At 37.7% G+C, this 16,757-nt stretch carries 8 protein-coding genes; all 8 read right to left on the reverse strand.

What is annotated here, in order from left to right; translation table 11 throughout:
- Nucleotides 1-5 precede the first annotated feature (5 nt).
- Complete coding sequence (gene sov / locus MR054_RS05695; protein ID WP_242156909.1) at nucleotides 6-7,259, reverse strand: T9SS outer membrane translocon Sov/SprA; 7,254 nt, start codon at nucleotides 7,257-7,259, stop codon at nucleotides 6-8.
- 6 nt (nucleotides 7,260-7,265) lie between these two features.
- Nucleotides 7,266-7,847 (reverse strand): Holliday junction branch migration protein RuvA, encoded by a 582-nt coding sequence (ruvA, locus tag MR054_RS05700; protein WP_242082800.1) that lies wholly within the window; start codon nucleotides 7,845-7,847, stop codon nucleotides 7,266-7,268.
- A gap of 50 nt (nucleotides 7,848-7,897) precedes the next feature.
- Complete coding sequence (locus MR054_RS05705; RefSeq protein WP_242156911.1) at nucleotides 7,898-10,198, reverse strand: NADP-dependent malic enzyme; 2,301 nt, start codon at nucleotides 10,196-10,198, stop codon at nucleotides 7,898-7,900.
- Between the two features lie 216 nt (nucleotides 10,199-10,414).
- Nucleotides 10,415-11,299 carry a carbohydrate kinase family protein gene (locus MR054_RS05710; protein ID WP_242156913.1) on the reverse strand — a complete coding sequence of 295 codons (885 nt, stop codon included), beginning with the start codon at nucleotides 11,297-11,299 and terminating at the stop codon, nucleotides 10,415-10,417.
- Between the two features lie 59 nt (nucleotides 11,300-11,358).
- Nucleotides 11,359-13,095: an alpha-amylase family protein gene (locus tag MR054_RS05715; protein ID WP_242156915.1), complete on the reverse strand. Its 1,737-nt coding sequence runs from the start codon at nucleotides 13,093-13,095 to the stop codon at nucleotides 11,359-11,361.
- 18 nt (nucleotides 13,096-13,113) lie between these two features.
- The gene (locus MR054_RS05720) at nucleotides 13,114-14,040 is read right to left on the reverse strand and encodes a carbohydrate kinase family protein (RefSeq protein ID WP_242157381.1); all 927 of its coding nucleotides are present in this window, start codon (nucleotides 14,038-14,040) and stop codon (nucleotides 13,114-13,116) included.
- A gap of 128 nt (nucleotides 14,041-14,168) precedes the next feature.
- Nucleotides 14,169-15,539, reverse strand: coding sequence for an alpha-amylase family glycosyl hydrolase (locus MR054_RS05725; protein ID WP_242156918.1), 1,371 nt, complete (start codon nucleotides 15,537-15,539; stop codon nucleotides 14,169-14,171).
- Nucleotides 15,540-15,576: 37 nt separating this feature from the next.
- On the reverse strand, nucleotides 15,577-16,752 hold the full coding sequence (locus MR054_RS05730) for an MFS transporter (RefSeq protein ID WP_242156919.1): 1,176 nt from the start codon (nucleotides 16,750-16,752) through the stop codon (nucleotides 15,577-15,579).
- Nucleotides 16,753-16,757: the final 5 nt, after the last annotated feature.

Below are 16,757 nucleotides of genomic sequence, written 5' to 3' on the forward strand. Positions count from 1 at the left end.
GTTCTTTAATTTCCAAAATTATAACGTAAGGTCAATCCGGAACGAATGGTAGTTTGTGGAAATGCGGTTGAAATGGCATATTCCGAAAAAGCGTAATCAAAATAAAATATACCCGTTAAATTCTTGCTAAAGGCATAATCAGCTGAGTATTTTAATCCCCATATGGTTTGACCTGAAGTTACTTGGTTGTTTTCTAAATCGAGATATCTTATGATGGTTTTGTTATCCCTAATGGAAATATCGGCCTTCATATTTAAGTCACTTACAATACGCTTTCTTGGACCAGCTAATTGCGAACGGATTCGCACATCCTTAATGCGATACCCTAAGCCCAAAACATATTCACTGCCTTGAATTTCAGTCATCAAGTTATTATCGAAACTCAACGACAATAAACGATCTTTTTTGACCTCGGCTAATATTTTAATCGCGCTTTTCGTTTCAAAATCCACTCGAATTAAGGGGCTGAACATTTCTGTTAAATTAATATTACTATACAAGGTTTTATTTTTATAATCGCCCGATTGATTTTTGGTTTCCGGTGCTTGACTTGCATAATCTAAACTAAAGTCCGGTGCCGTATAATCCAAATTGGACTGGAATTGATTGATGGTATAATTAGAGCGGTAACCATGGGTAATGGAGAACCGTCTGAAGTGTTTCTTAAACCAATTAAATTTCATAAAGCCCGAATATTTTAAATCCCAATTGGGAATAGGGATATCCCTAAGCGCGGTAGTCTCAATTTTACTGGCATCTTGGCCGGAGTAAGCAGCCAAAAAAGCAGGCAACAATACCGCTTGACTATTTTTGCTAAACCCTAACGGAAAACCATCGGCATCAACATCGTTAATATCGGCTCCATTTTGTTGTGCTAAACGCCTGGCAATAATCAATCGATTGGCCCTAAAATCATCAAAGGCATCCGAACTGGTCTCGTCACTTTTACTAAAAGCCGTTTTTATTAATATGGTCGAAATATTAAAGTTCCCAAAAGTATTGGGTGTTAAGGATTCATATTCCAATTCCCCTCCAATAGTATTCACACGATAATTTTCATTATAATTTTCATAGTATGTTCTATTGGCCACAATATCAATTTTCAAATCTTGAAAAGGTTCTAAATTTGCAGAGATATCTAATGTTTTCGTATTCGTCTCGGTATATTGCTGGTTGAACTCTGGAAATACCGTTAACCAACCATTACGCGCAGCCAAATATCTTATATCTCGTTGGCTGCCAAATGTATAGCCAAAGGTTGGTTTTAAGGTACCTATAAATCCTGGTGTTCTCAAATAACCGGGTAAAAAGGTTCCGTTGTTTTCGGAATAATTCACTTGAATCCGTTTGATACTGGTTAAAATATCTACTCCGGCATTTAACAATTTTGTACCGGTATTATTTTTGGCCTTGGGTGGATTATTATTTTGATTGGCTCCGGGAGGTCCTGGCCTTGTTGTTCTGGTTCTTACCCCTTTAACGGGCTTTTTGACCAGTCCAAGGTAATTGTACAATCTATCCATGTTTAGGGATGAATTGATGTTGTGGGTATTAGCATTTTGAATGGTATTCCCCAAATCGTAAGTCTGCCCGTCTATTTCTAACTCTCCATAAAGATCTGATCCCTTTTGCCATTGAAAATCACCACTATACTGGTAAGTGGCATCCAAAAAGCTAAAGGTTGGTATTTTATTAAATGGCAGTTGGTAGGTTATCCCCAGCTGTTGGGTTTGTCTGTTTGGATCGCCAACATCAAAGAAACCATCCCAAACATCTAAATTAGGATCCTGTTCGCCATTTATAATATTATCTTTAAAATAATTACGAACAATATTATTGTTTGCTGCCACAAAGTTTAATTGCAAGGCATCGGTTATATTATAATTTATGGTATATTGAAAATCGAATGTATAATTTCTTCGGAACAATTCTTCAATACCGATATTACCCTCGCCAAGATCAATCTCCCTGAATTTTTGTTTATTAAATTGTCTGTTAATATCTGTGTTAACGGTAAAACTCGTAGGCAGCAAATTGAAGTTGAAATCCTTTAAAATTTTGAAATATTGACTCTTAAACAACGAATCGTTCTTTTTAAAGGGCTCTACTTTTATCGGATTAAAGTTAAAGGCGTAGTTGGCACCAACACGTACCGTTTTATTGACCAAATTTTCAATTTCAAAATCGCGATGTTCCAACTTATTATAGGAATAATTGAAGGTTAAATTCTCTACGTCATAAAATCGTGGTATGGCCTCTTCATTAGTCCTAATCTTTCTAACACCTATAAAATTGATACTTTTACGTTTGGTATAATCTTCAGATTGTCTTTTAATGGTTTCTTTTTCTTCATTGGTATTTGCTGCAGCAATTCTGGAATCTAAGGTCAAATCCTTGTAGAATTGGTCATATTTTGGGGTAATTAATTCTTCACTCTGGGCATAATTAAACGGGAGTTGTACCCCCCACTTTTTTGGAAGTAACTGACCGATATTAACATTGGTTACAACATCATACTGTTGCACATCTTCCAAACTGCGCTGACTCGGACCTTGTTCTAACGAACCAAATCCTGATGTACTTTGTCTTCCTGTGGCACTAATGGTGGCAAAGTCGGCAATATTGGCATCCATGCTTACCACTGATGCCCATCCCCCTTCATTATCCATGTCCGACAAACGCAACTCATTGAACCAAACCTCGGCACAAACATCATTACCCCCTGAAATATTTTTCACACCGACCATCAGAGTTCTAATGTCACCAAAATTTGGATTTCCTTTTATGGCTATGCGGTGTTGACCCTGTACATAATCGGAATATTGATCATTGGGCACCGGAACGGGTTCGCCATCTACCACATCATAAAACGTGGGATCTTGGTTAGTTAAAGAGCCATCTGAAATTCCCTGTGCCTTAATTTTTCCTAAAACTTCTATTGGTAAATTAACCTCATTCACTTCAGGCCATAAGCCCTCTCGTGAACTGGATTCTGAAACTTTTAAAGGAATTTCAATTTGGTAAAAATTCTCGATAAGATCGTTACCCATTCGAATGAAACCAACGAGTTCATCATCTCCCAAGCCACCAATTTCATCTTCTTCAGCATGCATAAACATCCGCATACGTTTGTACTGGCGCATATCAATATTAATATTCTTAAAAACCGCCCTGGAGTCCTGTGCTTCCAAATTACAGACATTGACGACCAAGGACTGTTCATTTTGCTCAATAACCGTATTGTTATTAAACAATTCCTCGGGTTCAATACCAGGTGGCCGTTCATAACGTCCTTCATTTTCGATGGTTCCTATAATGCCCACCGAAAAATCGGTTTGTGGGTCATCTGGTGTAGGGTCATTCTTGTCCAATGCCAAACGGTAACGTCTCCAATCGCTACGCACCAAATCCAAGGTTCCAAACCGAAACACTGTTTTTTGCTCAAAATCCTTGAGATACACACGGGCGAATCGCACCGAACGTAAATCTGTAATGCCTCCTATAGCAGTTACATGGCTCCCCCCAACCGGAATTCGAAACTGATACCATCTCACATTTTTTGTGTCTCCATTTGGCAAGGATCTTGGCCTATCCTTAAAATCTGTTAAAAAGGTTTTAAGCGGATTTGATACCGGTAAATTCTCAAATTCATTTTGATCTAATGGCAGATTTTGTCGGGTAAGCTCCAATTCATATTCAAAATAACTATCAATCGTGTTCATGGTATTATCACGATTGATATCCTCGACATCGGGTTGGGTATTTGCCCCTCTATCGGTTTGGCTAAAGGTATCCGGAGTATTCCCTTCTACACCATTATAGCGTTTGTACCGTTCGAATATATCCCCTGATGCATTCAAAAAATAGGTGTAGTTATCGTTTGCCGGATCATCGCCAAAAACAGAGCCAAACTCTTGAATCTCTTCCCCGTCATCATAACCATCATAACCCACATCCTGATTATCGCGCTCCTGCCCTGTTGTATCAAAAGCATAAATTAAGGATTGATTTTGTGGGACCACAGTACCGTAATCCGTAGGTAACAATAAGCCAACATCGCCATTTTTAGGCAACCCATTTTCGTAAAGTTTACGACCGTCTTTCAATATATCTTCTGAAATATTACCCAGGTTAAATACTAAAGTACCACCCGGATTAGTTGGGTTTTCCTGAAAGGGATCCTGCAACCAAAACTCAATATATTCCACATTGGCCTGTTCTAAATCGGTTGAGGTTAATTGTCTGGTAATTCCTGCCCATGAATTGGCAGGATTATCCAATATGCCATCTTCTGAACCGGACTGGAAATTATAAGGTCCGCGTTCTTGAGGGTAATAGGTTAAATCCAATGTGAAAATCGCCGAATTTTGACCCGGAACGATATCACGGTTAGGGAAGAGTTCATCGATAAACACACGACTGGTAAACAAATCTGATACATCATCATCATTTACATCTCCCGGTCGTTGGCTGCTATAGAAAATAGGATCTATGGTATACCAGTTCAGCATTGCCCTATCAAATCCGTTTTGAACCCCATTCTCATCTTCCGGTCCTTCCGTATACGTTCTCCCAAGTCCCTTTGGCCTACTGGATAAAAACCACGATTGTTGCGATTTTAAATCTATGGCATTTTGTGACCCTTCAAAATCATCAATATAGGAGGTTGCTTCCCCATTTAAATTAGTGCCCTTGGGCGCTCCGGGAGCTAAATAGGCGAATTCTCCTCGTACCGAAAAATTAGATTCTGCATCGGTATCTATATTAGGTAGCTTATTGGCCAATCGGGTTAAAAAAGGCACTTGGGTAGCATAATTACCATTAAATCCAAAGATGGTATTGTTAATGGGTTCCGAACCATAATTGGCCTTTTGCGTTATAGGACGTTCATTAAGATTTAACAAGGTACCGCCCAAAACAAAATTGTCATTAAATTTATGCTCAACATTTATTCCTGTAAATCGTCGCGTCTGCTGACCAAAAACAGCATTGTTTTCTGTTGAAATATTAATGGGGGTATTAGAGGCCTTTAAGGCTTCATCTAAAATTTGAACACGACCCAATTGGTAATTAACGGTATAATCAATTCCTTCTACCAATTGTCTTCCTCCAGCTGTTACTACCACAGAACCTCTGGGGACATTAAAGGCTCCAATGGGTATGCCATCTCCCCCTGCCGATTTATAGCGCCCCTTTAATTTAAATTTATTCTTTTCGACTTCGTCTAAGGCTGCCGTTTTGGTACTCTTATACAAAATATCATAAACATACTTTTCCTGATTGGGATTAGTGTATATATCCTGTTCGTAATCGGTCTCATTGTTGTTCGGGTTGCCATCGTCATCCAATATATCGAATAAGTAACGCCCAAATGGCTCTACCTGAGTAAAAATAATTTTCCCATTTTGTGGTAATACGGTTATTCCTGGGACAAAATCGAAAAACCCATCTCCACTTCCTTGAGGGTCATTATTAAAATTCAATTTATCCAAATTGAAAAGTCTTAACAATGGTGTCTCCACAATTTCCCGGTCATCGTTCGGGTTCGTTGGTGTAAGGTTATCAAAAATAGGAAATGTGGTGCCATTAATAGGGGAAATAAAGTTTAAAGGTGAGGCTTCATTATAAAAAATATTAAGCTTAAACTCATCCTGACTTAGGTTATAAGCGCCGGTGTCATAAATATTTTTCATCATTAAATCCCAAATAGGCTCATTCACATTGGTTATGCTGCTCTTAAGCATTTTGAGCACTAAATTTGAATTGACCACCGATGTTACCTGGCCCTGACTGTTACTGCTAACTTCTGTGGCGTTTACACCATCATTGGCAAATTCACCTACTTGGTATACTTGTCCACCCAAGGTAAATTGAAAGGCAACTGCTAGAACCTCATCATTATTTAACCGCTGATTTAACGAGATATAACCCAGGCCTCTATTTAAAATATATTCTTGTCCTTCAATAAGTTTTCGGGCATTTTCCAATTTGGCATAGTCGAATCCTTCATTGACACCAGTTACTAAAATTCCCGACTGTACGGTAGCTACATCTCTTACTGCATCGGTTAATTGGGATCCAGCTCCTCCAATATTTTTAGGATCAAAATCGTTATTGGCATTATCCGGTACAGCACCTGGACCCACATTGACAAAGTTGGCCGGAGGCACATCCAAGCCTATGCGTTCACTCTCACCTAAATCCTGAAGCGCTACGATATTCCTGACATTATCGGTACGGTTACTCCTGTTGGTTATCCAGACTTCTGCTCTTGTAATTTGCAAGCCTTTGGTGTTTAAATAGGGATAGGTTTTTAAAGCTTCATCATAAGTGTCCCTAAAATAGTGTGCTAAAAAAAAGTGCCTGTTTTCGTCATAATCCCTTATAAACAATTCAAACTCCTCGAGTGTCCCCCCCCCTTGAGCCACAACCGAAGTAGATTGCGACTTCTGCTCTGAAAACACACCTGTTACCGTTGTTCTACCAAACTGTAATTGTGCTTTAACTCCAAATAAACTTTGTGCTCCCGTGATTAACGAACTGTTAAGAGGCATACTCACATTACCTATTTCAATTTTTTGAATTATATCGTCTTCGGTAGGGGTGTATTCCAGCTTGATAAGGTTTTGAAAGTCAAAAGTCGATTGCGTATCATAGTTGGCTGTTACCTGCAAACGTTCACCCACTTTTCCAAGAAGACTTAAACTGATACGTTGATCGAAATCAAAGGTAAAATTACTCCTGTTTCTCGGTGAAAAAACAGGGTTGTCCTGTTTAGAAAACAAGACCCCTAAATCCATCTCGACTGACCCTTGTGGAACTACTTCAATAGTATTGCCTCCAAATATGGTTTCAAAAAATCCTGAGTTTACATAAAACTCAGGTAAAAGGTTTTTTTGAGCATCATCGGCACCTTCTTTTTTCCCATCGAAGGCATCTATTTTTTCTTTGTAATAATTTTTTAAATTTTCTTTTGCCACTAAGGCATAATACTCTTTTGGAGTTAAAATTACGGGGTAATTGATATTGAAATCGCCAATGGTTTCAGTATAAATATATCTATCTGTTAGGGCATCATACGTATATTTAGACTGAATGCTGTTAGGATCTGGTGTTTTAAGAGTTCCTAAATTAAATCCTGTTTGGGTTGAATCCTGAGCAGGTTCTTGAGCCCAAACAACTAGGTTAAATACACCAACAATTAATAGAACAAAATATTTATGTAAAGAATTATAAAATTTATGGTTGGTAGTGTTCAAAATCTCTTATAAATTTTTTAATGCCTCTTTTATTATAGTTTCGACATTTGCATCAGGTTGATTTTTCACGATTTTATCTACGACGCGTTCAGCTTGTTTTTTAGCAAAACCAAGTACTTCTAATGCAGATAACGCTTCATTTTTATTGGTATTGTCTTGAGATACTGAAACTTCATCAATATCGTAAATCTTCAATATTTTATCTTTTAAATCCAGGATCACACGTTGTGCCGTCTTTGCCCCAATACCTTTAATGGATTGTATCAATACCACATCGTTGACCGCTATAGCTTCCCTAACCTGTTTCGGTGTTAACGAAGACAACATCGTACGAGCTATATTGGGACCTATCCCACTTACAGAAATTAACAGCCTAAATATCTCGCGTTCTGCTAAAGTTGAAAAACCAAAAAGTGTATGCGCATCTTCCTTTACTTGCAAATGTGTAAAAAGTCTTAAATGATCTTTGTCTGGAATTTGCGAATAGGTATGCAGTGAGATGTTTAACATATATCCCACACCGTTACAGTCTATAACCACATGTGTTGGATTTTTCTCAGTAAGTTTTCCTTGAATATGTGTTATCATTAAAACCCCTCGTTAACCCATCAAATGTAATAAAATTATTAACATTAAAACTATTTTGTCTGTTGGTTTTCTTGTTCCCACTTTTCTTTATACTGAGCATCAATAACAGCTATGGCCGTCATATTTACAATTTCATCTACGCTTGCTCCAAGTTGAAGGATATGTACCGGTTTTCGCATTCCCATCATGATAGGGCCAATGGAATCCGCTTCATTTAATTCCTTTAATAATTTATAGGTTATATTGGCTGAATCTAAACTGGGAAATATCAGGGCATTGACCTTTTTACCGACCAATTTTGAAAATGGGAATTTTTCTCGTAGCATTTGGTCATTTAAGGCAAAATCCGTTTGCAGTTCGCCATCGACATCCAAATCGGGATAATGGCGATGTAAATAGGATACAGCATCTCTTACTTTTGTGGCTTTTTCATGATCTGATGATCCAAAATTGGCATAGGAAATCATGGCCATCACAGGATTCATCCCAAACATTTTAATGACCTGTGAAGTCATTAGGGCAATTTTGGTTAAATCCTTTGCTGTAGGGTCAATATTTATTGAGGTATCACTCAAAAACAATGGTCCTCTTTTAGTCATCATAACATTCGTGGTGGCAATCCTGGTTGCTCCATGAGCCCTTCCAATAAGCTCCATCATTGGTTTTACTACCGATGGATAGCTTCGTGAATATCCTGAAATTAAGGCATCTGCATCCCCTGCATTTACCATCATGGCCGCAAAATAATTCCGTTCCCTCATTAACCTTTGAGCCGAATAATAGGTCACCCCTCTCCGTTTTCGTTGTTCCCAATACACCTTGGCATACCTATCTTTTCTGGGGTTTTCTTCTTCCGTCTTGGGATCAATAATAGGAACATCATTAGCATCAAACTCAATTTCTTTCATTAAAGCTTCAATAGTTTCCTTACGCCCAAGCAAAATGGGGCGGGCTATACCATCTTCATATACTATTTGTGCCGCTTTAAGAACATTTAACTGATCTGCTTCTGCAAAGACCACTCTTTTGGGTGCCAATTTTGCTCTGTTTAACAGTAGCCTCACTAACTTATTATCAGATCCTAAACGCTCGAGCAAAGCATCTTTATATTTTTCCCAGTCGGTAATGGTTTTTTTAGCCACACCACTTTCTATAGCTGCTTTCGCGACAGCTGGAGGTACCTCGGCAATTAATCTGGGATCAAAGGGTTTCGGTATAATATAATCACGACCAAAAGTGAGTCGGGTTTCACCATAGGCTATGTTAACTTGTTCAGGAACAGGTTCTTTTGCTAATTTTGCCAAAGCTTTTACAGCAGCCATTTTCATAGCTTCATTAATCTTTGTCGCCCTGACATCCAGAGCTCCCCTAAAAATAAAAGGAAACCCCAGAACATTGTTTACCTGGTTAGGGTGGTCACTACGACCAGTGGCCATAATAATGTCCTTTCGTGTCTCGATAGCCGTCTTGTACTTTATTTCCGGATCGGGATTTGCCATGGCAAAAACAATGGGGTTTTTTGCCATTGAAAGCAGCATTTCGGGGGATACTATGTTTGCCATAGAAAGCCCAATAAACACATCGGCGCCTTTCATGGCCTCTTCCAGGGTGTCAATTTTTCTTTGGGTCGCAAATTCCGCCTTTTCACTTGAAAGGTTCTCCCTGTCATCTCTAATAACTCCCTTGCTATCTAGCATTACCATGTTTTCCCGTTTCGCTCCACAGGATTGGTACAGCCTGGAACAGGAGATGGCAGCTGCCCCAGCACCACTAATAACAATTTTTACTTTTTCCAATTTTTTATTTGCAAGCTCTACGGCATTCAACAAGGCCGCAGCTGAAATGATGGCTGTCCCGTGTTGGTCGTCATGCATGACCGGAATATCGAGCTCCTCCTTAAGGCGTCTCTCTATTTCAAAAGCTTCAGGAGCCTTAATGTCCTCCAGGTTAATCCCACCAAAAGTTGGTGCTATATTTTTAACAGTTTGAATAAATTCATCAATATTTTCGGTAGAAACTTCAATATCAAAAACATCGATATCGGCAAATATTTTAAATAATAATCCCTTGCCCTCCATCACTGGTTTTGAAGCTTCTGGACCTATGTTTCCTAAGCCTAATACCGCCGTTCCATTTGAAATAACAGCAACTAAATTGCCTTTGGCGGTATACTTATAGACCTTGTCTTTGTCTTTCTCTATTTCCAGACACGGTTCTGCAACACCCGGCGAATAAGCAAGAGATAAGTCCCTTTGGCTCGCATATTTTTTTGTAGGAACTACTTTAATTTTTCCAGGCGTAGGCTTGGCATGATATATAAGGGCTTCCCTTCTTTTACTTTCTTCGCTCATATTAAGAATTAATTAATATTATGGAACTAACAAAGATAAGAATCCAAATCTTGTAAGTGCTATTCTTTTAAAAAATTGATTTTTTGAAACTGGATTAAACTGGTCCTTAGTAATAGGTATTTAGTTTAAAAAACTAGCATCTTATCATAATAACCCTCTACAAAAAGGACCATATCTGCAACGGAATTGATGTGTTTCTGTAAAATTTTTAAATGATTAGTAGGGGTTCATAAAAGATTCTACTTCGTTTCGTGAAATTTTAGGATTTGCGCCTTCAGATTGGGCGACCAGGGCCCCCACAGCACAAGAAAAATCAAGCGCTTCTTGGGGCTTTACCCCATTTAAAAGCGCACTATTTAATGCTCCAAGAAATGAATCACCAGCTCCAACGGTATCCTTAACCTTAACCAGGTACCCGCAGTTATAATACATGGTGCCATTATACCATAAAACGGCACCGTGAGGCCCAAGGGTAACACATATTTGATTGGTATTCGTTTTGTCGGCCAGGTACCTTATGTTTTGTTCCAGTGAATTGTATTTTGAGCCCAAATAATGACTTACTTCATATAGTTCATCATCATTAAACTTTATAAAATCTGCCTGGTCCATGAGATATAATAAGACCTCTGGTGAATAATGTGGCGGTCTTAAGTTCAGGTCGAAAATTTTAAACTTTGCCATCTCCAACAGATCATAAAGTGTTTGTCGAGACGTATCACCTCTTGCAACTAAACTTCCAAACACAAAAGCATCTGCGCTTTGGACTTCTTTTTGGGCCAATGATGTTAGTTGAATTTTATCCCAAGCACGTGGGTAGCTAATGTCGTAAGAGGCAGACCCTTTATCATTAAGGATTACTTGCACTTCACCTGTTTTAAGGCGGTCGTTTACCTGAATACACCCCGTATTTATGCCCTGTCCTTTTAAGTAATCCAAAATCTGCGTTCCCAGATTATCTTTTCCAATAGCACTAATCATGGTCACATGATTACCCAAAGATTTAAATCGGTTTGCAACATTTAAAGGGGCTCCTCCAATTTTTTTATGTGATGGAAATACATCAAATAAAACTTCTCCAAAGCATACTACGTTTATCATGGTATAAAGGTATAACAAACTCAAATAATACCAAACATGATTAAAAATGAGGAGCAGTTTTAAAAGGACATCGTTTTCATTAATCCCGACTCCTTGTAATTTATGGTAAAGCTGAAGTTGTTTAAGTTCGCTTTTAACTGTGCACATTCCTCATTAAAGATCCATGTTAAATCCAATTCATCTTCTGGGGTATGTCCAATTGAAATCGATCCATTGAAGGCTTTGGAGGTATTTCTTAGTCTCATGATTTTAAGCTGATTCTGTACAATATCCTTCTTAATACCTTGCTTTATTTCGTCTAAGGTGAGATTGGATCTATTTATTTCCTTATGGCCACCACTCCCCGCTTTATCTGCCGCTTCATAATCATTCTTTCCCGCAAATAAATCCAAATACCAAATTTGGGGGATCCCTGGAATGAATAATTGGATGGCTCTGGCCAATAATAATTTTTTGTCATCTTCTCCCAAAGCACTAAAAAACGTGGCATTTACTTGATAATAAGATAATTTTTTTCCTGATGCGCTATAGAGATTTTTAACGCGTCCACCGCGCTCCAAAATAACCTTCATTACATGTTCTATCTCTTCTTCACTTAACAACCCCTTATTATAATGGCCATTTACTTCTTTTCCTTTAAGATCTAAAACCGGGATACCATCATGGCAGCCCAGCATATTAACCGTTTTATATGCCTTGGTTACCAGTTCTTTAACCCAATTTAAAAGGGATTTATTAGAAGCCGTTTCCAGGGTATGAATCATTAACCCCGGCAAAAAAAAGTCATATATTCGGTAACCCTTATCCGCAACCTCATCATGCAGATGAAGTCCATATTCGGCATGGATTTCCGGCAATACAATTAAATCATTGTCATGGGCTATTTTTCTAATGCGTTCCAAATACTCCCAGGTTCCCGGTTTATTAAAAAAATTAGATTGACCAATTTCTTTATGGAGATATGCAAAGGCATCAAGACGGAGTATCTTACACCCAAAACCTTTTAATTTTGCGAGGGTCTCTTCATAAAACGCCCAAACCATTGGGGACTTTGCATTCACGTCCATTTGGCCCAAATAGCTTCGATGCTCATGCACTATGGACAGGACTTCGTTTTTATAAGATTCGAGGTCATTCAATTGGACTGAATTCAAATCTCTGCCACTATCAATTGCCGAATTAATTATATCGCAAATCAATTCGGCCTTATCTAAAGTTAATCCCTCAACTTTGTCTAAATCATTGATAGTAATTTTATGGTATTTTATTTCTTGATAGAAGGTATTCCAATAAGGCTGCTCTGTACCATCAGGAAACGGAACTTTCAATATGGGCAGTCCCGATTTTCTCATGAATAATTTATTGAGGTACTCGGCTTTGGGGATGATTATTCCATTTTCATCATATTCACCATAACCTTCCCAAAAGGTATTCCAATTAATAAAGAAGTGCTTATACTTGGACTGCTCCCCTAGTTTTAATAAATCTTGAAACTGAGGAGAGGCTACAGATAAATGATTTAATACAATATCGAATTTTAATTTAATATCCAGTGCATTGAGCGCTTCCAAATTCTCGATAGAAACCAAATCTTCATTGATATTATAATCAATTATTGAAAATCCTCTGTCTAAATCACTATTAAAAAAGGTCGGTAAGATATAGAAAAAGGAAAATACATCTTTAAATTCGGCCATTTCAAGCATGGTTATAGTATCTTCCAATTTTTCTCCAATACTATCGGGATATGCATTAAGCATAACACCATTTGAAATCCTACTTGTAACCTGATCCATGATTATGTTATGAAATTTCTATAATAGTTCGGATAAGACATCGATATTATCTGGAAGTCTTCCAACATTTTGGAGCTTCAACGCGGCAAGTTTTAAGGCAACTTCCAGGCAATCTTCAATTGGTTTTTCTTTTATGTAGGCATATAAAAATCCAGACCAAAACGCATCTCCAGCTCCTGTTGCATCCATGACGTTTTCAATTTTTATGGCCGGCAATTGAATAATTTCCTTTCCTTTCTGTGACAATTTAACGCCACTGCTTCCTAGTGTCAGGCATATGGTTTCAACCCCATTTCCATGAAAAAAATCAAAAATATCCTCATGGGGTAGTTTTTTCTCAAAAAAACGAAGCATATCGTCCTCACTAATTTTAATCAAAGGATCATACTGGCAATAGGCTTTTACTATATCTACAGCATCTTCCTGGCTTTTCCATAGCTTTTTAGCATAGTTTACGTCCAAGCTTAATTTACAGCCCAACTCAAAAGCCTCTTTAGCTTTTTTTAATATAGTGGATTGGGCCGGTTCCTTACTTAAGGCAAAACAAGTGGTATGAAAAATTTTGGTTTTCTTAAGTAATTCTGTCGTTATCTGATCTTCATAAATACAACAATCTGCTTTACGAAACGGTATAAAATCGGGAGTTCCATCAGTTCGAGACACAAAGATCACACTCGTTGGCTTATCGATAATTTTTTTAATATAATCCGTATTGACACCAACCTGGGACAGCCGATGAAAGACATATTCTCCAAATCCATCGTCTCCCACGGTAGCCACTAATACTGGCTTCAATCCTAATCTGGCCATGTTCATGGCAACATTTGCCGGTGAACCTCCCAAATATCTGTGATAATCCCGTGTATTGTTTATTTGAACACCTTGTTGATGTCCAATAAAGTCTATTAAAACTTCTCCAACACTTATTATGTCAATAGTATTTATAATAACAAATTAATTTTTTAAGGAAATCAATGTGATCTTAAGCTAATTTACAATTCCAATCTCTTCTTTTTCCTTTTTTTTATTAAAAACCATTTTTTAAATATCCGAAATCGATTTCGAGCTATTTATCATTTCACAAAAACCAGATATTCCCAGGGTTTCAATTCTAAAATTTCATTGTTTATCTGGTATGTTTTATTGGAAAAATAATCCGTATACATGCCATGAGCATCTGAATTGGTAATCTTAAGAAATTGATTTTCTGAAGACAGATTAAATATTCCTATAACTTTATTTCCTGTAACTCCCCTAATAAAACCAATAACATCTGGATTATCCTCTATCGAAATAGGAAATCCTCCCGTATCACCGGCCCATATGGCAGGATTCTCTTTTTTAAGATTTACCAGCGCTTTATAAAACGGTTGTAAATTTTTTGGATCATCCCAGGCAATACTATCCTTTTCAAAAAATTCAAGTCTTTTGTCCATTCCAACTTCCTGTCCTCCCAGTATAAGAGGGAAACCGTAAGAGGTAAAAACAAATGCTGCAAATGCCTGATGACCTTCTCCAAGTCTTTCAAATACAGTTCCATTCCAGGAATTCAAGTCATGATTAGAGGTGTATGTCATGCGGAGTGCGGTTCTCCCATATGTAAACATATCCTTATCAACCCAATCAGACAGCGCATTCGCATGTTCATCACCTGCCGCTACTTCCCGCATAATAGTTTCTAATTCATCGGCATAACTCCCATCTAGTATAAACGTTTCATGACCACATTCGGCCAACCAAAATAAATCTTTAATGGGATCTAACTTTGCTCTTGCTTCTTCCCATAGATAGAGCGGTATTTTATCCCCACATCCATGGTCAAGTCTAAATCCATCGATTCCCAATTCTACCCAAAAACGCATGGCATCAATCATGGCATGTCGTGTCTCCGTGTTACTATGGTCCAGTAGTGCTGTATCCCACCAAACATCTGTCGGACTCATTGCCTCATATGTAATATTTCCGTTGTCATCTCGAATATAAAATTCTGGATGTTCATTTACCCAGTTATGATCGCGACCTGTATGATTTGGTACCCAATCAAGAATCAAATAAAAACCCATGTCGTGTGTTTTTTTAAGTAGTGTTTTAAAGTCTTCAATGGTTCCAAATTCAGGATTAACCGCAGTATAATCCTTAGGGGCATAATAACTGCCCAGAGTCCCCTTTCTATTGATTTCACTAATTGGATGAATTGGCATTAACCACAAAACATCAACTCCTAATTCTTTAAGTCTAGGCAAATGTTCTGAGAAGGCATTAAAGGTCCCTTCGGGTGTAAATTGTCTAATATTTACCTCATAAATGGTCGATCCATGCAGTTTTTTGGGAAATGATGATTCCGCTACGTTTTGGATTTCTTCACCAATAATCTTGGTTTCTGATTGATTTTTGCAACCCATTAAAAGAAACATGGCCAGTAATAAAAAACCAAAATTTTTCATAATTATCTATTTTTCTCCTTTAGTAATTAAACACTTTCTAAATTATATTCAACTTATCAAATCTAAGTTTCAGAAATGACGCAAATAGGGCAAATAAAGTTAGCCCCAATAAGGTTAAAAAACTTACCTCAAGACTAAAGGCGTCTGAAATGAACCCTAAAACAATCGGTCCCAATAAAAACCCGATAAATCCTATACCCGATACAAATGAAATCCCAGCTGAAGGAGAAACATCTTTTGTTTTTCCGGCAATTCTAAACAGTTCCGGTATAATTACCGATAACCCAACGCCAATAATTCCAAAACCAATTACAGATACGATCAATCCCTTGTATAGGATAAAAAGATACCCTATACAGGCTAAAAGACAACCCAATAAAATAGTTTTTATGGATCCTATTTTCTCACTTATTCCATCACCAAAAAATCTTCCTATGGTCATTGTTGCTGAAAACAGTACAAACCCTAAACCAGCTAAATTTTCTTTTGAAATTTGAACGACTTCAAGCAAGTATAAGGCACTCCAATGCTCTATCGCTCCCTCACTACTCATAATTACAAAGGCTAAAAAGGCAATAAGTAATAATGGTTTTAAAATTTTTATCCCCGTGCTTTTATTTAATTTCGAAGTCGTTCTAAATTCGGAAATTTTATAATAATACTTTGACAACCAGATATTTACAGCAATGACCAAACAGGCCATAAGGATCATATGGTACACGGGTTTGGAAAAAAACACCATTATAAATGTGCCCAATACGGCCCCAATGGTACCTCCAAGGCTAAAAAATCCATGAGCTGAGGACATGAAATTGTTATCATCCTCCTTTTCAATATGTGACACTAATGCATTCATAGCGACATCTGTTGACCCTGAAAACATCCCAACAATAAATAAGGTTATGCACAAGAACGTATAATTGATAGCCAATAACGGGCCTATAAATGCCATTGCAAAAAGCACGATGCCTATAACCGTATATTTCCCCAAACCAATTTTCCTGGTAATGAGCGGGACCATAGGCAGAAACACTAAAATCCCTAATGCCATACAAAACAAGGCAAAACCAATTTGAGTGTCATTTAAGTTTAATTTTTGTTTTACATGGGGGATATATAACACCCATGTTCCAATCATAATATTCAGGGAACAAAACACCCACGCTACAGAGAAATAACGAGGTTGGGATAGTATAAGTTTTAAAGACCCCATAAGTA

Source organism: Aestuariivivens sediminis, assembly GCF_022662105.1.
GTDB classification, from domain to species: domain Bacteria; phylum Bacteroidota; class Bacteroidia; order Flavobacteriales; family Flavobacteriaceae; genus Aestuariivivens; species Aestuariivivens sediminis.

Bases quoted from the DNA above. Each gene is read 5' to 3' on its own strand.
- ruvA (WP_242082800.1), bottom strand. From the start codon at position 7,847: ATGATAACACATATTCAAGGAAAACTTACTGAGAAAAATCCAACACAT.
- MR054_RS05705 (WP_242156911.1), bottom strand. From the start codon at position 10,198: ATGAGCGAAGAAAGTAAAAGAAGGGAAGCCCTTATATATCATGCCAAG.
- MR054_RS05730 (WP_242156919.1), bottom strand. From the start codon at position 16,752: ATGGGGTCTTTAAAACTTATACTATCCCAACCTCGTTATTTCTCTGTA.
- MR054_RS05725 (WP_242156918.1), bottom strand. From the start codon at position 15,539: ATGAAAAATTTTGGTTTTTTATTACTGGCCATGTTTCTTTTAATGGGT.
- MR054_RS05710 (WP_242156913.1), bottom strand. From the start codon at position 11,299: ATGATAAACGTAGTATGCTTTGGAGAAGTTTTATTTGATGTATTTCCA.
- MR054_RS05715 (WP_242156915.1), bottom strand. From the start codon at position 13,095: ATGGATCAGGTTACAAGTAGGATTTCAAATGGTGTTATGCTTAATGCA.